Here is a 19069-nt window from a genome sequence, read left to right as displayed (position 1 = left end):
AGATTGCACTCACTTTTTTCACTTCTCTATTTTATTGCGATCGCATTCCTCTTTAAAAACTGTCCGGAGTATTGTTACAAAATTCATCAATTGATTGCAAAGCCAGACAAAAGGCATTTTTAACAGATTCAATAGAATCTTTGATATAGAAAATCATTCCTATCTTCCTCCTAAGTTAGCCTACTTATTTAACACGGATTGTATTTGGCAATATTACTTTTCCAAAATAATATCTTTGAGAGCTAACTGATCCACTATTCAGGCTTCCCAAAGAGCAGGGGGATTAAACAGTCAGTTCAAATTATTTTCTAGGTTTTGTGAATTTTAGGGTCAATGCCGTATAACGATCGAGTTCAACTGCGCGCGATCGCCTCTCAACGAAGCTAACAATCTTAAATTCGCGTCAGTTGCAACGACTAGATTTACCGAAGCACCCATACAAGAAACCTCGAGCTTTTGCCGAGCGATCACCCTGCTGCAGATAAATTTTATAATTGTATCGCAGTTGCGGTACAATACTGGATATAGTCGAATAATACCGCAGCTCAAGGATGTATGTCAACCCCTTCTTACTCCCCTTCGGAATCTCCTTTCCTCGATCGAGTTCGCCGCACGATTCGACTCAATCACTTAAGCCGTCCCATTGAAAAAAGCTATCTATATTAGATTTTAGATTAGAGAGCATTTAGAGTCGAGCGCACACTTTCGGCGATCGCCAAAATCGAGACACTCATTATAACTTCATCACGCTCGAATCACTGTAATTAACCGACGCATCGGGCTAGTCTGAATTTCAGTGTTCAACCGTTTGGGTCATGGAAATAGGGGAGATTGATATATTTTCAAGCCTTGGATAAAGCGAAAATCTTTGAGGTTTAGGGTATAAAGGCTAATGTTATGGGTTAGGGCGGTGGCGGCAATCATGGCATCGGGAATTGTGAGTTTATGGCTTAGGGAATATTGCGCCATGAGTTCGATGAATTGCTCTGAGATGGGTCGATCGATGGGAATATTTTGAAGTAAGTCGAGGTGTTTTTGAATGCGGTTTAGTTCGTTTTTGTTGAGTGCGCCATAGTACAGTTCGGCTCTGGTGATAATGCTAATGGTTAAGTTCTGGCTGCCGATTTGCCGTAGTTCTTGAATGATGGCGGTATTGTTTTTATAGAATTCGATGAGAATATTGGTGTCACACAAAATCATTGGTTTTCTTTACCCCATGCGTCTTTGCGAATGTCGTCTAGGGTGATATTTTTTCCTTCCCAGATTCCGGCTAGCTCAAAAAAGGATTGTTCTCGATCGGAGTCATCGTTTTTTTGTTCTATCGTTTTAGTTTGGCTGGCTTGAAATTCTAGAAATTCGATAAATTCAATAACTTTATTGCGTTGTTCGGGGGAAAAATGTTGGATTTTTTGGATTGCCATTTCTAGGGTTAACATGGGTTTCTCCTTGGTGGTTTTTGGTACTATTTTAACGATTTACACAAACATCTTTTTTTTGGATCTACTAGCTTGTTACATGGGTGCGCGATCGAATAATTGTATTGCAGTTGCGGTACAATACTGGATATAATCGAGTAATACCGCAGCTCGCTCGTGTGTGTCAACCGCTTCTTAATTATATTTTAGATTAGAGTCGATCGCACACTTTCGGCGATCGCCAGAACCAAAACATTCATCACAACTTCTTCACGCACGAATAACTGTAACGGTTCGCCCCATTGGTGTCAGATGAATTTCAGTATTCAATCGCTCTTCTAATTCGAGCGCATTCTCGCGTCGATCGAATATCACCAACCACCCTTCATCTTCTCCCAATCGAGCCAAATATCCATCTAACTGTTCCAAACCTTTACTCAACGGATCGACTTTCCGAGTTCGCCAAACCTTCAGTTCAATTCCCAATGTTACCTCACCATAACGCAAACATAAATCCATTCTGTCGCGTCCGATCGCATATTCCCTCTCCAATGTTCCCCCACCATTAATCACCCGATGCAGAAATGCCATCAACACTAAATGCGGTGCAATTTCGGGATAAGATGCACTTTTGAGTAACGGTTCGCCATGCTGTAGCCAAAATCCCAGAAAAGTTTTGAGTAACGCTTGCGTGTCTAATTTGCCTTCATGAGTCAACCAACTCGGTGCAATTTGCGGCAACGAAGCCATTGGCGTTACGGTGAGCACGCGGGGCAAAACTTCTCGATAAATTGGATTGGCGATCGTCAATCCACCCAGAACATCCATCTTACACAAACCCAAATCGATTAAGAACTGAATATCATCATTGGGGATATTGCCCAATTCCAAACCCGCCAACATCGGCTCGATAATGGCTTTAACTCGGTTTTCTCGCAGTCGTTCTGCCAAACTATCTAAATGCGTATCTTGTCGTTTTATGAGAATTTCTTTGGCTTCTAAAATATGTTGTGGTGTAATTTCTCTAGATTCATCTGTTACTAATTCTTCTACAATTTCCTTAGCTAAAGCATTCACTAACCAAGGTTGTCCCTGAGTCAGTTCAAAAGCTAAGGCTACGGCTTCAGGTGTAAAAACTTGTCCGGTATCTTGGGTATGTTGCGCGTAGAGCTCCGCGACTTCTGAGGCATTAAAATCTCTGAGAGTAATCGATCGCACTTTAATATTAAACGGACTGGATGTATGGAGTCGATCGCTTCCCCCCGCAGCCACTTTGTAATCGCGAACATCCCGCAAACCAATTAAACCCACCGATTGCGGAAACGCTTTCGGGCGATTGGGATAACCATCGCGTAATTGGCGCAGAATAGAAATCAAAGCTTTGTCTTGTAGTGCGTCAATTTCATCGATGAAAACCACCAAAGGACGAGGAGAAGATTGTGTCCACAGGCTGAGTACATCGCCGATTTGCTGTCCCGGTTCCGACGAGGGCCAAGTAGACGGCTGCAATTCTGGGGGAAGTCGAATCGAAATCGCCCGTCGCCAAGCACCGAGAATGGCATCCTCTGCACCCGCAATGTCTTGACTGAAGGGTGCGCCCACTTCAACTGACAGCATCACGGCGGTGTATTGTCCGCTTTCGGTGAGTTGTTTGGCTAACGCCAGCATGGCGGTGGTTTTTCCCACTTGCCGGGGTGCATGGATGACGAAATAGTTGCGTTGAGCGATTAACCGTTCTAAGCTTGGTAAGCGTACCGTGGGCGACAGTGCGTAATGAATGTCTTCTTGGCAGGGGCCAGCAGTATTGAACCAACGCGGCATAGGTTAACTGGGGCGAATGGGGCTGCTCTCAGTTTAGTGTACTGTTTTTGGAATGGCGTTCTAGTTGTTAAGCGGCGGTTTGTACCGACTCTCCGGCCCCGATAAAACTCTCTCAGAGCGAAAGTCGTGCTCGATTCTTGATTCATAGAACGGAAGAACCCCAACTGCCAACTGCCAAAGTTTCACTCTTCCACCCGGCCCAATTCCGCCAAACAAGTGCGCGACTGCCACCACTTCGGCTGCACTTTGACAAATAACTCCAAATATACTTTACCTTCAATTAACTTTTGAATCTGTTCTCGCGCCACACTGCCGATCGACTGTAAGCGGAAACATATAACTCAAATGAGTGACACTCCAATGTGTGAACTCACACAAGTTTCACTATAAAAAGCGACTGTGAAGCCACCGAAGACAGCAGTTATACCTGAAATATCAAATGAAAACACTCGAATGCACAGAGGATTCTCATCATGTTTACAGAAGAAAAAACTCTCAATAATCAAACTATCGCTGTCGTCGCCGATACTACTTCTCAATCAAATCTTGCAGTTGCTGAACCGTCTAAACTCATGAAACCTACTTTAAAACGGGGTTCTACTGGTCCAGCCGTCAAAGAACTGCAACAGCTTTTATATCATTGGGGATATTATTACGGTTTTTCGATCGATGGTATTTTCGACACCTATGTTGAAGATGTCGTCAAAGACTATCAACACCGCGTCTTTTTACCTGAAGATGGGATTGTCAGTCCTCTAACCTGGCAAGCACTATACTCCGGTGCACCTGTGAATATGCCGACTCTCATGATTGGTAGTTCAGGTAATGCTGTCAAAATTGTTCAGAATGTCTTGAAATTGAATGGATACTATTTCGGTTTTGTTGACGGATACTTCGGGGTTATGACCAAAGTAGCGGTGATACAGTTCCAAACGATTAAGGGCTTACCAGCCGACGGAATTGTCGGGCCGAGAACTTGGCACGCTTTGAGCAAGTTACGGCACTAAACAACGGTCTATCTCACTTGTATAGGACTTACGTACCGACTCTAATTGTAGGGTGTGAAACGCGCACCTTACAACTACAGGTAGTGTAGTTTCTCAGTTAGTGCGTAAGTCCTGTTAGTTAAGCTTTAATCATTTATGAGGTTAATCAAATGACACATTCTGCTATCCTTGAAGCTACAGCAAATTCTGCAGAACACGGACAAGAGCTGGCTGAATTTTTGCAGGAAGATAATGGACAATACTCGGCAATGCGAGCGATGAGTTTTATTGCACTGATTGCAGCAATTGTGTTTGGCGTCATCACAATAACTAGCAAGAATGCTGATGGCAAATACATTACAACTTCTTTTTTAGTTGCTGCTTTTGCACCAAAAGCTGTTCAAAAATTTGCAGAACGTCCTTAAAGAGTTGACAATTGACAGTTGACAGTTGCGGGCGGAGTTTTTAGGACAATGATTTAAACTGAACTTCTGCCTACGAGGGGAAGTTCAGTTGTAAAATCTCTCAACGATCGCCCTTATTTGCTCCATCAGTTCGCTTTATTCTTCTACCCGATAGCCCAATTCCGCCAAACGAGTACGAGACTGCCGCCACTTCGGCTGCACCTTGACAAATAACTCCAAATACACTTTGCCTTCAATTAACTTTTGAATCTGTTCCCGGGCCGCACTGCCGATCGACTTGAGCATACTGCCGCTTTTACCGATTAAAATGCCTTTTTGGGAATCTCGTTCGACGTGAATTGTCGCTAGAATCCTAGTAATTTTTGCTTCTTCTTGAACAATGTCGATCGCAATTGCTACAGAATGCGGCACTTCTTCCCGCGTCAGCAGCAAAATCTGTTCCCGAATCAATTCGCCCATAATAAAGCGTTCCGGCTGGTCAGTCACCAAATCGGGCGGATAATAATAAGGCCCAACCTCCAAATGTTCGATTAACAATTGTTGCAGCGGCTCGACTCCCTCGCCCGTGAGAGCGGAAAATTTCACTACAGGCCACTCAGGATTGACAATTTGCTCGTAAGTTCGATCGATCAACACGGAATCCTCCGGTTGTTCGTCCAACTTATTCATCCCCAAAATCACCGGAACTTTGCAATTGCTGAGAATTTCGACAATATATCGATCGCCCCCTCCCGATTCCACCGAACCATCCACCACAAACAGCACCACATCCACCGACTGAATCGCGGTGCGGGCATTCTGCACCAAAACCTTGCCCAATTGGTGATGTGGCTTGTGAATTCCGGGAGTATCTACAAAAATAATTTGTGCTTCCGGTGTCGTTAGGATGCCCCGCAGCCTGTTACGTGTCGTCTGAGACACCGGCGAAGTAATCGCAATTTTCTGCCCCACCAACTGATTCATCAGCGTTGATTTTCCGACATTCGGGCGTCCGACAATACCCACAAAGCCCGATTTGTAACCCGCCGGAGCCACGGGAACACCCATAATGTCCGATACGTCGATAAATTTACTATCTTCCACTAAAATCACCTATTTTCAAGCCCCTTCTCTGTCTATTGTCGCCTGAAAATACTCAAACGCCCATCGATGCACTGTAGCATCTTTCTCGCCCTGGTATAGCGCGCAACAGTCAAACCTCGATCAAGCCGCTTTCCCAGTGTTAAAACGTGATACGCGATCGGCAAAACTTGATATCTGAGACAAAATTTGATAAAGTTCCAATGACATCGATCGAAAATGAATCATTCTGGTAAAACCGGCTCCCCAATGCTGTAACAACTTCAGATGTGTAAATATCTAACTCAACTGAAACTCTTCTACAGTTTGTCAGGCCAACCAGTTTTAACATTTTTGAAGATGTTTGGTAATAACTTAGGTAAGTTGAACTCAAACTCAAAAGCTCAATATCATCAGGCGCTTTCTCAATAAAAGCTAGTGTCTTTTGAGCATACCTAAATTAGTGCTAATCGTCATAAAGTTGAGGAGATGAATCAGATGAAATCGAAATTATTTTGGAGTGTGTGCACCGTTTTGGTAGCAAGCTTGCCTGTTCCCGCCTTGGCTCAAACCAGCCCTCCCACCAGCCCTCAAGCAGGTATTGACTACAAGGGTGGATCGAAGAAATATCAGTTGGTACCGGGCAGAATCCAAGACAGAACATTGCCCAGAGCCTTTGACTTTCCAATTATTACCAATGTTGGTACTGACACTAGCATCACCTCGGATTTCCTAATTACCGATCAGTTTCGCGCCCCAGCGGGTCGTACAGAATACACCGGAGCTCTCACCGCCTGGGCAGCATCAATCAGAGAATGTCTCGCCAAACAACCACTCTTGATTCGAGCCAGCACTAAGAACCCGATTCAGATTAATGGTAAAGTAGGCACGATTGTCAGAAACGCAAATAACCGTGCAGTTTGCAAATAAGCCAGCAATATCACAGGGGCTAAATTGACCGTAATTGCTGTAACCGCGGGTTCACCAATATCTCCCATGCAAGCATCGATACAGTAAACCCGTCACCGCAGCGATATTGGGGTCAATCGAGGCCAGTTGATATAACTTCCGCTATCTTAAAGATAAAAACTAGAGAGTGTTTGTGAACAAAAAGAGCAATAGAAAACCTATTGCTCTTTTTGTTGGCGAAATTTCAATTAATATCTATGAGGACTTATATGATATCGGCTGAAACGACATCATATAAGAGGTTTGTAGTGAGGAATGCAAGCCCTTATCAAAGTTTAAGGACTTGCATTCCTCACTGCAAACGACATAATTACGCAGAAACCAGCTTTTTTCCAGAAAATCCCGTGGAACCCGAAGAATATGGATTTTAACACTTGGTTTATGAAAGTTTATCTGCGTAATTCAGGATTTAGTAGCGCAAAATTCATGTGTACTCAGTAAAATTTCGCCATAATCAGGAATCCAAGCTAGCCACTGTTCTTCCGAACATTCACACAACAGCCACGCTTCGTCAAAGCTGAATGCGGTTGGCGGATTGAACAATTTAACCCACATAGAAGGAGTCAATTTTGGTGCAGGTACGGCGCAGCCAAATCTTTCCCAGTCGCGGACACTGTCGAAGCTTCCGGGCGTTGGTTGGGATTGCCAAGTACGAATATCTGTTTGCAGTTGCATAACTACTCCTGTCTAGCTAAGAGTCTGCACCACGGCGCGGTTGAAACAACGCAGAGCGAAGGCGCAGATAAATTTTGATTATGTAGTCTATGTTACGGAATTATATAGGCAGATGTGTAGCCTTGTAGCAAAAATTTACAATCGAGAGGAAAACAGAGGCTCAAAGCTGAAAAGGTCGATCGGCTATTGTTCAGCTCGGCAAAAATCGCCTACGATAGCAAAGAACATCTGATTTATTTCACAAATTCCGACATGAACCAAACTGCCAAATCCCAGTGGAAAACTCTAGACCGCTTTGTAGAAATCAACTCTCATTGGGTAAAACTAATCGCCGAACATCTCGAAACAACCGAAGGAAAAACAGTAGAATATTGGCGAGTAGAAAGAGCAGATTCAGTTGTAATCTTGACAATTCAAGCTGGAAAATTGCTATTTCCCACACCGATGTATCGCCCCGGCGTGGCAGAAGCAACCCTGGATTTTCCCGGCGGTCGCGTACCAGCCGAAGCCACGCCAGCAGCAGCCGTTCCAGCTATAATTAAGAGGGAACTAGGCGTGGCAGAAAGTGCGATCGCCCGCCTCGAACCGATCAACACCATTGGCTGGGCAGTAAACAGTTCCTTCTCCAATCAAAAACTCTACGGTTTTGTTGCAGAATTGCACCCTACAGCAACAGTAAGCCCCGAACTGATCGGTGCTGAATATCCTGTCACCCCAGACGGAATTCGCGACTTGCTCAAAAAATTAACTTGCCTCCAATGTCGAGCATTATTGCTAGAATGGCAAAATCAAGTCGATTTTAGATTTTAGATTTTAGAATTGGGAATTGTCCCCCGATGCTCGCTGAGGTGAATTTTAGGACTTACGCTCATCAACCCGGTTTCTCTGACAAATTTTGGGTTAAGCAGCAAATTATCTAAGAAAAAAACCGGGTTTCTAGCCCCTTGTCTGTAAGTTCTAAAATTCCTGAAAACCAAAATCACCGGAACTAATCATGCCTCTCAATAATGAAGTTGCTGTCGAATGCCTCGACGTGACATATCGCCTCAACCGCAGGCATTTAGTAGACAAACTCAATTTCAAAGTGCTGCAAGGAGAAGTTTTAGTATTGCTGGGACGCAGCGGAAGTGGCAAAACTACTACCATGAAATTGATTAACAATTTACTAACGCCAAGCAGTGGCGAAGTTCTGGTCATGGGAAAACCGACTACTCAGTGGAACCCAATTCAACTGCGCCGAAAAATTGGTTATGTGATTCAAGAAATTGGTTTGTTTCCCCATTTTACCGTCGAGCAAAACGTCAGTTTAGTGCCAAAATTAGAAGGTTGGGAGGGCGATCGTATTCAATCTCGCGTCCGGAAACTGTTAGAATTAGTTAACCTCGACCCCCAGCACTTCGCCAAACGCTATCCCCATCAGTTATCCGGCGGACAGCGGCAGCGGGTAGGCGTCGCAAGAGCACTGGCGGCTGACCCTCCGATATTGTTAATGGACGAACCGTTTGGTGCTTTAGACCCCATTACTCGTCTGGAATTGCAGCGAGAATTCGGTCAATTGCAACAGCAACTCGGCAAAACTGTGATTTTTGTGACTCACGGCATTCAAGAAGCTTTTTTGTTAGCTTCTAGAATTGGTTTGATGCAAGACGGACGGTTGGTTGAATTGGCATCCCCCGATGATTTTCTCAAATCTCAGCATCCAGAAGCTGGGGCATTTCTTGAATGTTTGCAATTACCCGGGACGGGGTAATAATATGATGTGCGATCGCATCATTCGTTTATGGGTATGGCTGGGTTTTTGAAGCTGATGGGGGGAAATTAAATATATTCGTGAACCCACTCCTACGAGATATTCGATTATACCATAATTTACAATTCCGAATTCCTAATTACTAATTCCCACATGATGCAATTTATCAATCGGTATGGTGCGGAGATAGTTCAGCGCGCGACCGAACACTTATATTTAGTAACTGTTGCAATTTGTATCGCTATTATTGTGGGAATTCCTCTGGGGATTTTAGCCACGAGAAAACCAAAATTGAAAAAGCCAATTTTGGGAGTTGCTAATATTATGCAAACAATTCCCAGTTTAGCTTTGTTTGGCTTGCTAATCCCGGTGCCGGTATTGGGTGGAATAGGCGATCGCACGGCAATTATCGCCCTCACTCTGTATTCTTTACTGCCCATTATCCGCAATACTTATACTGGTATTGTCGGCGTCGATCCAGCGATTACGGAAGCAGGAAGAGGCATGGGGATGACTGATATGCAACTGTTATGGCAAGTGGAAATTCCCCTGGCGCTGGGCGTGATTCTGGCGGGCGTGCGAGTTGCTGCGGTAATTGCGATCGGACTTGCTACAATCGCCGCTGCAATTGGCGCGGGTGGCTTGGGGGTGTTTATTTTTCGTGGCGTTGCTACCGTCAACAATCAGTTACTTTTGGCAGGGGCAATTCCGGCGGCTTTAATGGCCTTAGCTGCGGACTTTGGACTGGGTTTGGTAGAAGCCCGCCTCTCGAAAAGTACCTTAAAAACTATTAATGAGGACTAAAATCCTGAGTGCCATCTGTCAGCGTTGTCACTATCTGCTAACCAGAAGCATTCGCAGGATTTGCTATCAGATTGCGGATTTCATTTGAGCGTTCAACGTATTCGCGATCGCTCAAAACAGCTTGGCTTCCCTCCAGCGAAATAGCATCAGCCAAATCGATCCAAGAACGGCAACCGCCGTATTCAGGAATGTAGGGAATTTCGCGGCTTTCTGCAAGGCGATAAGCCCGCAGCAATAAAATATAAATTGGCTGAGCTTGTTTCCATTTTAGGCGATCGCTGACAAAATTTTCATTCCAAATATGGTAGGGAAATAGCGCAGTAATTGCCGGTTCCCAAGCTACCAAAAAAACATCAGTAATCTCCGCCCAACTACCAATTCTAATCACTTCAGGATGCCAACCAGATTTGACAGTCTTGACTTGATGTGCAAACTCCGGCTTTAATAAACCCGGCTGTTGGTGTTCAAAAGTTGGATACAGCAAAACCTGTTTGTCAGTGACATTGAACTGTCCTACTTGCTCGCGAATTCCCCCCTTCCGCAACAGCACAATCGTTTGACCTTGTTCCAAAGCATTAACTGCTACATTCCATTCTTTCAGCGCCCTAGTAGTTGATTTCATAGGAATTTAGTTAAGTTTTAACAATATTAACAAAAATCGGTACTTTCAAGCAAGTACAGCCATTGTGTCCTGTAAAAATTGGCGTAGTCCTGAGTATGCAGCACTATCTTATTGTCATAAAGATAATAATTGCTTGAGCTACATCGTGGGGCAAGTGCTGTTTTCTTTATTACTCTAACCGCAAAAATAATCGTCTCTTCTCTGTCCAAGCTATCCTCTACTATCACACCGAGTAGATTCAGCAGTTTTGTCGTTAATTTTTTCAGGAGTTTACTTAAATACTTAATAAAGTTTAAAGATTCTTGCAGATCAAGTACCAAACAAGCACATTGAGATTTGTTAAAATCTAAATATTATTCAAAAAGCTTAGATTATACTTTTTTAGAGTGCATAGAAAATAGTTTTTTAATTCGATTCTGTCATAAATATCAGTATAGCTACTGAAATACCACCTGCTCTTTAATTGATCACTAGGGAAATTACGTACATGAGCATTACTATTTTCGGTTACAACATAAGCGCAGCTATTTACGAAAGTGTCAATACTATTATTTATCGCGGCACCAAAGATATTGATAGAACCTCAGCAATTATCAAAACCTTCAAAGCTGAGCATCCGACAATCGAAGAAATTTCCCGCTTAAGACACGAACATAAAATACTTCGACATTTAGACAGTCAAGGAATAGTTAAACCCATAGCTTTAGAAAACTCTCATAACGGCTTAGCGCTGATAGTAGAAAATTTTAGCGGTCAATCCTTAAAAGATTATCTTAACAATCAATCCTTGGCGATAGACGCCTTTCTCAAAATCGGCATTCAGTTAGCAAACACTCTGGGAGAGATCCATCATAGTAATGTAATCCATAAAGACATTAAGCCCCAAAATATCCTAATTAACCCAGATACAAACGAAGTAAAAATCATTGATTTTAGCATTGCTTCTCTCTTAGAGCGAGAAAATCAAACCGTCACCAATCCCAACTTATTAGAAGGAACTCTCGCTTATATGTCGCCGGAACAAACCGGCAGAATGAACCGCTCAGTGGACTACCGCACGGACTTTTACTCCCTCGGCATTACATTTTATGAAATGCTGACGGGTAAGCTACCTTTTTCCGCAAAAGACCCCCTAGAATTCGTTCATTGCCATATAGCTAAAGCACCAATACCACCTCAAAAGCTGAGTCCCGAAATCCCGGATGCAGTTTCTGAAATTGTAATGAAATTATTATCTAAAACCGCTGAAGATAGATATCAAAGTGCTTTAGGAATAAAAGTTGACTTAGAAACCTGCCAGCAGATGCTTGCTTCAGGAGAGATTTGCCAATTTATTATAGGTCAACTAGATTCCTACAGCCAATTTCTGATTCCGCAAAAACTCTATGGACGGGAAAAAGAAGTTGCTAGTTTGCTAGAAGCTTTCGCTCGCGTCAGTGGTGGCACAACGGAAATGATGCTAGTTTCCGGTTATTCAGGTATCGGGAAATCTTCCTTAGTTAACGAAGTTGATAAACCTATAGTCGGAGCAAGAGGGTATTTTATTTCGGGTAAATTTGATCAATTTAAGCGGAATATTCCTTATGCTTCTTTAATTCAAGCATTTCAAGGATTGATGCGGCAACTGCTCACTGAAAATTCTGCTCAAATAGCTATTTGGAAAGCTAAAATTCTCAAAGCACTTGGTGTCAATGGGTCAATTATTATTGAGGTTATTCCCGAAGTAGAAAAGATTATTGATCCACAGCCTGCGGTTCCGACTTTGGGACCCACTGAATCTCAAAACCGATTTAATCGAGTGTTTCAAAAATTTATACAGGTGTTTAGTAAACCCGAACACCCCCTAGTGATATTTTTGGATGACTTGCAGTGGGCAGATTCGGCTTCCCTTAAGCTTATCCACCTAATTATGACCCATCCAGATAGTAAATATCTGCTATTAATTGGGGCTTATCGGGATAATGAAGTCAGTGCCACTCATCCCTTAATTTATACTTTAGAGCAAATTCAAAATACCAGGGCGATAGTAAATAATATTATCCTCCAACCTTTGGATATACCTCATGTCAACCAATTAGTAAGCGAAACCCTTCGCACTCACATTTCCGAAGTTTTGCCCCTGGCTGAGTTGGTTTTTAAGAAAACCCAGGGAAATCCCTTCTTCTTGACTCAACTGCTCAAATCCCTTTATCAAGACCAACTCCTCTCCTTTGATTTCATTCAAGTTTGTTGGCAGTGGGATATCCAACTGCTTCAAGGCATTGATATCAGCGATAATGTTGTCGAATTGATGGTCAGCCAAATTCAAAAGCTATCGTCCCCGACGCAAAATGTCTTAAAATTAGCTGCCTGTATAGGAGATAAATTTAGTTTAGAGGTTTTGGCAATTGCTAATAAAAAATCTCAGTCAGATACCGCAACGGATTTATGGGAAGCGCTCCAAGCTGGTTTCGTTATACCACTAAATAATTCCTACAAAATCCCCCTGCTATTTGACTCGGAAATATCTACAGAACACTCAACGGAGCAGTTTAATGTCACCTACAAGTTTTTGCATGACCGAGTGCAACAGGCGTCTTATTCTCTGATACCCGACGATCAGAAAAAAGAAACTCACCGAAAAATTGGTCAACTACTGCTGAAGTCCACAAGCCCTGAAGAACGAAAAGAACATATCTTTGCACTGGTTAACCAACTAAATTATGGAACGGATTTAATCACTTTAGAGGTGGAAAGATATGAGCTGGCAGAACTGAATCTGATCGCCGGACAGAAAGCCAAAGCTGCCACAGCTTATGAGTCGGCTGTCAAATATTTGAATGTGGGTTTAGGACTTCTCCCGGAGGATAGATGGCAGAGTCAATATGAGCTGACATTAAACCTCCATTTAGAAGCAGCCGAAACTGAATATATAAACACTAACTTTGAGCGATCGCAACAGTTGTCGGAGACGAGCCTGAAACAAGCAAAAACCCTTCTGGAACAAGGCAAGGTTTACGAACTTAGAATTCAATTAGAGATGTCTCAAAATCGGAGAATATCAGCTATAGATAATGGACTCGCCGTTCTGGAAATGTTCGGAATTAGCCTAGAGCAAGAACCACCTCAAGAACTGATAGTTGATGATTTAGCTAACTTGCCGACAATGACAGCTCCCGATAAACTCGCAGCTATGCGAATATTAAATCTTATTATAACACCAGCTTTTATTGTAAATCCTGCGCTGTTTCCGCGAATCCTTTATACAAAAATAGCCTTGTCTATTAAGTATGGAAATTCGCCTGAATCTGCTTTTGCTTATGTTTGGTATGGAGTGTTACTCTGTGGAGGATTAGGAGACATAGATTCTGGATATCGATTTGGTAACTTAGCTATTTTTTTACTAGAAAAATTTAACGCTATTACCCTTAAATCAAAAATAGTTTGTATATTTAATTGTCTGGCAAGGTTTTGGAAAGATCCGCTTAAGGCCACCCTAGAATCTTTGGTTGATGCAATTCAAAGTGGTATAGAAACTGGAGATATAGAATATGCTTGTCACAGTATAGCAAATTATTGTAATCACTTACTTTTTAGCGGGGGAGAGCTACAAAAACTTGAGCAAGAACAGGCAAAATATGTTGCTATGACCATTCAGCTCAAACAAGAATATGATACTTTATTTGTGAAAGTTCACCAGCAAATAGTTGACAATTTACTGGAGAAAAACTCAGACACATACCATTTACTAGGTGCAAGCTTTAATGAAGAAGAACTACTGCCAGGAATTATAGCTTCTAACAATGGGACTTTGCTCTATGCCTATTATGCCGGCAAAATGATGCTATCTTATTTATTTAAAGAGTTTAATCAAACATTAATTCTTGCTCATTTAGCATTAAAATACGCCAGCATGGGTGCAGGATTAATTCACATGAGTATCGACAACTTTTACCATTCTCTTTCCCTCCTAGCACTGTATCCAAAAGCCTCGCCAAAAGAGAAAGAAAAATATCTAAGTGTAGTAGCAGCTAACCAAGAAAGAATGAAGACTTGGGCGTTCCATGCGCCGTGCAATTTTCAGCACAAGTATGAGTTAGTAGAAGCAGAAAAAGCGCGGGTTTTGGGACAACCTTTAGAAGCGAGCGATTATTACGATCGCGCCATAGCAGGAGCCAAAGAACAGGGATATATCCAAGAAGAAGCATTAGCCAACGAATTAGCAGGAGACTTTTATTTTTCCCGTTCTAAAGATAAAATTGCTCGGATTTATTTAACCGATGCTCGCTACGGATATAGTCGCTGGGGAGCGAAAGCTATAGTCAAAGATTTAGAAGCCAGATATCCTCAAATACTTTCCCGGATAGCCAAGCCAGAAAGTCAAGGTAGCCCGGTCACGATGATCACTAGCTCGACGAGTGCAGCGAGTGGCGCACTAGATTTAGCGACTGTCATCAAAGCCTCTCAAGCTCTCTCTGGCGAAATTGTGTTGACTAATTTGTTAGCGAAATTGATGAAAATAGCGATCGAGAATGCGGGTGCTCAAAGTGGCATTTTCATTTTAGACAAAGCTGGAAATCTACTCATTGAAGCTTATGGCACTGTAGATGGCGATGTAGAAGTGCTGCAAAGAATACCAGTGCAAAACACTAAGCAACTACCCATATCTTTGATTAACTATGTTGCCAGAACTCAGGAAAATGTGGTATTAAACGATGCGAGTTGTGAAGGAACCTTCACGGCGGATACTTATATCGTCAACCAAAAACCCAAGTCAGTATTATGTACTCCCATAGTCCATCAAGGAAAACTGACTGGGATTCTTTACTTAGAAAATAATCTCACAACTGGTGCTTTTACTCCCGATCGTTTAGAAGTTTTACAACTTTTATCTTCTCAAGCAGCTATTTCAATTGAAAATGCCCGTCTTTATAACGATTTGGAAGCAGCAAATGCTACTTTAGAAGCGAAGGTGGCAGAAAGAACGCAACAGTTACAAGAAAAAAATATCGATTTACAAAAAGCAGAAGAATTAGCGAAAGCCGCCAACTCTGCCAAGAGTGAGTTTCTTGCTAATATGAGCCACGAGTTCCGAACGCCACTTAATGGCATTTTGGGTTACACCCAAATCCTCAAACGACAAAAAAACTTGGCTGACCAGCAAAAAGATGGTCTGAACGTGATTAGTCAGTGTGGCGAACACCTCTTAACCCTAATTAACGATATTTTAGATCTCTCCAAAATCGAAGCCCGAAAAATGGAAATCCACTTGAGTAATTTCCATTTCTCACAATTTTTGGAAGGTCTGGCTGAAATTTGCAGTATTCGGGCAGAACAAAAGGGAATCTCCCTTATTTACGAGCCCATTACCCAACTACCTATTGCCGTCCAGGGTGATGAAAAACGGTTGCGTCAAGTTTTAATCAACTTACTTGGCAATGCGATTAAGTTTACCGAAAAAGGCGGAGTGGCATTCAAAGTAGGATATCAAGATGGCAAGATTCGGTTTCAAGTGGAAGATACCGGAGTGGGTATGGCATCAGAGCAATTGCAAGACATATTTTTGCCTTTTCACCAAGTAGGAGAAGCCAACCTGAAGGTTGAAGGAACCGGGTTGGGACTCGCAATTAGTCGCCAATTAGTCCAGATGATGGGCGGTGAAATAAAGGTGAAGAGTACATTAGGAGAAGGGAGCATTTTCTGGTTCGATTTAGATTTGCCAGAGGTATCGGAATGGGCGACTAATGCAGCCAAAGCCAATGCCCACACAATCGTTGGTTTCAAAGGCCGAAAGCTAAAAATTCTCATAGCTGACGACAAGTGGCAGAATCGTTCGATCCTGGCGGGAATGCTTCAGCCGTTAGGATTTAAAATTCTGGAAGCAACGGAGGGTCAGGACTGTTTAAACAAGGCGGTGGAGTATAAGCCCGACTGTATTTTAATGGACTTGATGATGCCAGTAATGAGCGGCTTAGAAGCAACGCGCCGGATTCGCAAATCATCAGATCAGACTAATTTAGTGGTGATTGCTACTTCTGCCAGCGTTTTTGATTTCGATCGACAACAAAGTGCCGAGGTAGGTTGCAATGATTTTATTCCGAAACCCATACGAATCGAGGAGCTTTTAGAAAAATTACGTACTCATTTAGGGTTAGAATGGATTTATGAAGAAAATCTGGAAGAGATTAGGAAAGCAGAAGGAGAAAAAAAATCTCTAAGTTCTGAAATTGTAGCTCCCCCCGATGAGGAAATCGCCGTTCTATTCGATCTAGCGATGATGGGCGATCTCCGAGGGATTGCGGAGCGAGCTGCAAAACTAGAACAACTCAATGAGCAATGGGTTCCCTTTGCCACCCATCTGCGCCAGTTAGCGAAAGGATTTGAAGAACAACAAATCCTAGAGTTTATTAAACAATATAGGACGACAACCAATGAGTAGTGAACTTGCCGAACAAAGCACCATTTTAATCGTAGATGACACCCCGACTAATTTAGGTGTCCTGTTCGATTTTTTGGCTGATTTTGGATTTAAAGTATTGGTAGCTAGGGATGGTCAAAGTGCTCTCCAGAAGGTCGCATATGCTGCGCCCGATCTGATCCTGTTGGATGTGCTTATGCCAGGAATAGATGGGTTTGAAACTTGTCGCCGTTTGAAAGCTAATGACTTAACGAGAGACATTCCCGTGATTTTTATGACGGCTCTTGCTGATACGGTGGATAAGGTTAAAGGTTTGAGTCTGGGTGCGGTCGATTATATCACTAAGCCTCTTCAGCATGAAGAGGTTTTAGCTCGTGTTAATGTTCACATGAAGCTCCGCAATTTGTCGAAGAAACTCTTAGAGCAAAATGTGTGCTTGCAAGCAGAAATCGAACAGCGTGTCAAAGCGGAATCTTCGCTCTTGAAGCTGGCATCGGAGTTGGAAAGGCGAGTTGAGGAAAGGACGGCTGAACTTTTTCAATCCAATCAATTGCTCAAACAGGAGATTCAAGAGCGTCTGCAAGCAGAGGCGGGATTGCAACAATCGGAAGCTCAATTGCGAACCCAAACTCAATGTTTAGAAAAGGCTTTTCTAGAATTGCAAATCACGCAGACTAAACTTGTGCAGAGCGAAAAAATGTCTTGTCTAGGTCAGCTTGTTGCAGGTGTAGCCCATGAAATAAATAATCCCGTTAATTTTATTTTTGGGAATCTTTCTTATGCCGATGATTATACCCAAAATTTGATTGATCTCGTCAATCTTTATCACCAAGAATTTCCGGATGCAGGGCCAAAAGTTGAACAGAAAATAGAGGAAATAGAACTAGGTTTCTTGGTTGAAGACTTACCTAAATTGCTGAGTTCAATGAAGGTAGGTGTTGACCGGATTCGCGAAATTGTTCAGTCGCTGCGAATCTTCTCGCGATTGGATGAATCTGAAATGAAACCGGTGGATATTCACCAGGGTATTGATAGCACTCTGTTAATTTTGCATAACCGTGTTAAAGGAAGGGGCGATCGACCTGCAATTGAGGTGGTCAAAGAATTCGGAAATCTGCCTCTGGTAGAGTGTTATGCGGGTCAGCTTAACCAGGTGTTTATGAATCTTGTTGCTAATGCTATTGATGCCATAGATGATTATAATACGACGCGATCCTTAAGTGAAATGAAAGCTAATCCTTCTCAGATTTTCATTCGCACTGAGGTCACGGAATCTAATCGAGTGTTAATTCATTTTACGGATAACGGGCCGGGGATGACAGAAGAAATTAGCCAACACCTATTTGAGCCATTTTTTACTACTAAGCCTATCGGGAAGGGTACTGGTATTGGGCTGTCGATTTCCCATCAGATTGTAGTGGATAAACACGGGGGCAAGCTCAATTGTATTTCAGCTCCTAATCAGGGGGCAATCTTTATTATTGATATTCCAGTTCACCAGAAAATTTTGGCTACTAATTTAATTACGATGTCTAAAACAGCTTTGGGTATTTCTTAGTTAATTTTAACTGAAGGCGAGTTCAATAAATTTTAAGGGTTGCACGACTATATCAAAATCGATCAGGCAGGGGAATATTCCCCTACTTTAGGTAATGAAGTAAGAGACGGATAGAAGCCTTCGGGAGCATCTCAATGAAAGCAGCGAAGCTAGAAATTGGAGTTTTGAGGCATGAGGCAGAAGGAAGGAACGAGAAGAAGTGTTTTTATAACCCACATTCGGCACCCCCAACTGGCACATACGCGGATTGAGGGGGTAAAAGTGAATCATCCGAGATAATAGTGAGTAAAAACACCCGAAAATCTGTGCAACGCTCGCATCACCCAGTTAGGAATTCCTAAAAATTGCCATGAGCGCATGAATTAAATTTATTCAGCCATAAAAAGTCAAAAATCTGACCATTACTAACTATTACTTCCCAGCATATATCGCTAGCATTATGACCATGAGGCATCACTTCTGCATCTACAATTACTTAAATGTAAATCAGTTTTTCCAATCAATATTAGACTTACTGTAGTTTAGACTAAATAAAGATGAGAAAGGTGGCTTCAGAAGAACTAGAGCCACCGCGCTGGGAGAGAATAA

14 protein-coding genes and 1 pseudogene are annotated in these 19069 nt (G+C 42.6%); 8 read left to right on the top strand and 7 right to left on the bottom strand.

Annotated elements, in window-relative coordinates:
• Window positions 1-813: 813 nt before the first annotated feature.
• From QUA34_RS28160 to QUA34_RS28145, 4 genes and pseudogenes are all read right to left on the bottom strand, one after another.
• Entirely contained in the window at window positions 814-1200 is a 387-nt protein-coding gene (locus tag QUA34_RS28160; protein ID WP_333327915.1) for a type II toxin-antitoxin system VapC family toxin, read from the bottom strand.
• On the bottom strand, window positions 1197-1436 hold the full coding sequence (locus QUA34_RS28155) for a DUF2281 domain-containing protein (protein ID WP_333327912.1): 240 nt from the start codon (window positions 1434-1436) through the stop codon (window positions 1197-1199). The genes QUA34_RS28160 and QUA34_RS28155 overlap by 4 nt, the downstream gene beginning before the upstream one ends.
• Before the next feature lie 249 nt (window positions 1437-1685).
• Window positions 1686-3236: an ATP-binding protein gene (locus QUA34_RS28150; RefSeq protein ID WP_333327910.1), complete on the bottom strand. Its 1551-nt coding sequence runs from the start codon at window positions 3234-3236 to the stop codon at window positions 1686-1688.
• 182 nt (window positions 3237-3418) lie between these two features.
• Window positions 3419-3562, bottom strand: a pseudogene (locus QUA34_RS28145) (GTPase Era); the annotation flags it as partial.
• 147 nt (window positions 3563-3709) lie between these two features.
• Here QUA34_RS28145 and QUA34_RS28140 point away from each other — a divergent pair.
• Both QUA34_RS28140 and QUA34_RS28135 read left to right on the top strand, forming a co-directional pair.
• On the top strand, window positions 3710-4243 hold the full coding sequence (locus tag QUA34_RS28140) for a peptidoglycan-binding protein (protein ID WP_333390538.1): 534 nt from the start codon (window positions 3710-3712) through the stop codon (window positions 4241-4243).
• Window positions 4244-4392: 149 nt separating this feature from the next.
• Complete coding sequence (locus tag QUA34_RS28135) at window positions 4393-4647, top strand: hypothetical protein (protein WP_333327905.1); 255 nt, start codon at window positions 4393-4395, stop codon at window positions 4645-4647.
• A 135-nt stretch (window positions 4648-4782) separates the two neighbouring features.
• Here QUA34_RS28135 and era read toward each other — a convergent pair whose 3' ends face one another.
• Window positions 4783-5694, bottom strand: a complete 912-nt coding sequence (gene era, locus QUA34_RS28130; RefSeq protein ID WP_333040924.1) for a GTPase Era — start codon at window positions 5692-5694, stop codon at window positions 4783-4785.
• Window positions 5695-6204: 510 nt separating this feature from the next.
• On the opposite strand from era, the gene QUA34_RS28125 reads away from it, so the two are divergent.
• Window positions 6205-6636, top strand: coding sequence for a hypothetical protein (locus tag QUA34_RS28125; protein ID WP_333390535.1), 432 nt, complete (start codon window positions 6205-6207; stop codon window positions 6634-6636).
• Between the two features lie 441 nt (window positions 6637-7077).
• On the opposite strand, the gene QUA34_RS28120 is transcribed toward QUA34_RS28125, so the two are convergent.
• Window positions 7078-7350 (bottom strand): hypothetical protein, encoded by a 273-nt coding sequence (locus QUA34_RS28120; protein ID WP_333390532.1) that lies wholly within the window; start codon window positions 7348-7350, stop codon window positions 7078-7080.
• Window positions 7351-7602: 252 nt separating this feature from the next.
• Between QUA34_RS28120 and QUA34_RS28115 the strand changes: the two genes are divergently transcribed.
• The 3 genes from QUA34_RS28115 to QUA34_RS28105 all read left to right on the top strand — a co-directional run bounded on the left by QUA34_RS28115 (window position 7603) and on the right by QUA34_RS28105 (window position 9904).
• The gene (locus QUA34_RS28115) at window positions 7603-8160 is read left to right on the top strand and encodes an NUDIX hydrolase (protein WP_333390530.1); all 558 of its coding nucleotides are present in this window, start codon (window positions 7603-7605) and stop codon (window positions 8158-8160) included.
• A 184-nt stretch (window positions 8161-8344) separates the two neighbouring features.
• Window positions 8345-9100 (top strand): ATP-binding cassette domain-containing protein, encoded by a 756-nt coding sequence (locus QUA34_RS28110; RefSeq protein WP_333390527.1) that lies wholly within the window; start codon window positions 8345-8347, stop codon window positions 9098-9100.
• A gap of 153 nt (window positions 9101-9253) precedes the next feature.
• Window positions 9254-9904 (top strand): ABC transporter permease, encoded by a 651-nt coding sequence (locus QUA34_RS28105; protein ID WP_333390524.1) that lies wholly within the window; start codon window positions 9254-9256, stop codon window positions 9902-9904.
• A gap of 37 nt (window positions 9905-9941) precedes the next feature.
• Here the strand turns inward: QUA34_RS28105 and QUA34_RS28100 are convergent, their stop codons facing one another.
• Window positions 9942-10526 carry a DUF1802 family protein gene (locus QUA34_RS28100; protein ID WP_333390521.1) on the bottom strand — a complete coding sequence of 195 codons (585 nt, stop codon included), beginning with the start codon at window positions 10524-10526 and terminating at the stop codon, window positions 9942-9944.
• A 487-nt stretch (window positions 10527-11013) separates the two neighbouring features.
• Between QUA34_RS28100 and QUA34_RS28095 the strand changes: the two genes are divergently transcribed.
• Together QUA34_RS28095 and QUA34_RS28090 are read left to right on the top strand one after the other, a co-directional pair.
• Window positions 11014-16944, top strand: coding sequence for an AAA family ATPase (locus QUA34_RS28095; protein ID WP_333390518.1), 5931 nt, complete (start codon window positions 11014-11016; stop codon window positions 16942-16944).
• On the top strand, window positions 16937-18481 hold the full coding sequence (locus tag QUA34_RS28090) for a response regulator (protein ID WP_333330921.1): 1545 nt from the start codon (window positions 16937-16939) through the stop codon (window positions 18479-18481). The genes QUA34_RS28095 and QUA34_RS28090 overlap by 8 nt, the downstream gene beginning before the upstream one ends.
• Window positions 18482-19069 lie beyond the last annotated feature (588 nt).

Origin of the sequence: Microcoleus sp. POL10_C6 (assembly GCF_036701585.1) — a bacterium.
GTDB lineage: Bacteria > Cyanobacteriota > Cyanobacteriia > Cyanobacteriales > Microcoleaceae > Microcoleus.
This window is presented reverse-complemented; position numbering and strand designations above follow the sequence as displayed.

Bases quoted from the DNA above. Each gene is read 5' to 3' on its own strand.
- QUA34_RS28160 (WP_333327915.1), bottom strand. From the start codon at position 1,200: ATGATTTTGTGTGACACCAATATTCTCATCGAATTCTATAAAAACAAT.
- QUA34_RS28155 (WP_333327912.1), bottom strand. From the start codon at position 1,436: ATGTTAACCCTAGAAATGGCAATCCAAAAAATCCAACATTTTTCCCCC.
- QUA34_RS28150 (WP_333327910.1), bottom strand. From the start codon at position 3,236: ATGCCGCGTTGGTTCAATACTGCTGGCCCCTGCCAAGAAGACATTCAT.
- QUA34_RS28140 (WP_333390538.1), top strand. From the start codon at position 3,710: ATGTTTACAGAAGAAAAAACTCTCAATAATCAAACTATCGCTGTCGTC.
- QUA34_RS28135 (WP_333327905.1), top strand. From the start codon at position 4,393: ATGACACATTCTGCTATCCTTGAAGCTACAGCAAATTCTGCAGAACAC.
- era (WP_333040924.1), bottom strand. From the start codon at position 5,694: ATGGGTGTTCCCGTGGCTCCGGCGGGTTACAAATCGGGCTTTGTGGGT.
- QUA34_RS28125 (WP_333390535.1), top strand. From the start codon at position 6,205: ATGAAATCGAAATTATTTTGGAGTGTGTGCACCGTTTTGGTAGCAAGC.
- QUA34_RS28120 (WP_333390532.1), bottom strand. From the start codon at position 7,350: ATGCAACTGCAAACAGATATTCGTACTTGGCAATCCCAACCAACGCCC.
- QUA34_RS28115 (WP_333390530.1), top strand. From the start codon at position 7,603: ATGAACCAAACTGCCAAATCCCAGTGGAAAACTCTAGACCGCTTTGTA.
- QUA34_RS28110 (WP_333390527.1), top strand. From the start codon at position 8,345: ATGCCTCTCAATAATGAAGTTGCTGTCGAATGCCTCGACGTGACATAT.
- QUA34_RS28105 (WP_333390524.1), top strand. From the start codon at position 9,254: ATGATGCAATTTATCAATCGGTATGGTGCGGAGATAGTTCAGCGCGCG.
- QUA34_RS28100 (WP_333390521.1), bottom strand. From the start codon at position 10,526: ATGAAATCAACTACTAGGGCGCTGAAAGAATGGAATGTAGCAGTTAAT.
- QUA34_RS28095 (WP_333390518.1), top strand. From the start codon at position 11,014: ATGAGCATTACTATTTTCGGTTACAACATAAGCGCAGCTATTTACGAA.
- QUA34_RS28090 (WP_333330921.1), top strand. From the start codon at position 16,937: ATGAGTAGTGAACTTGCCGAACAAAGCACCATTTTAATCGTAGATGAC.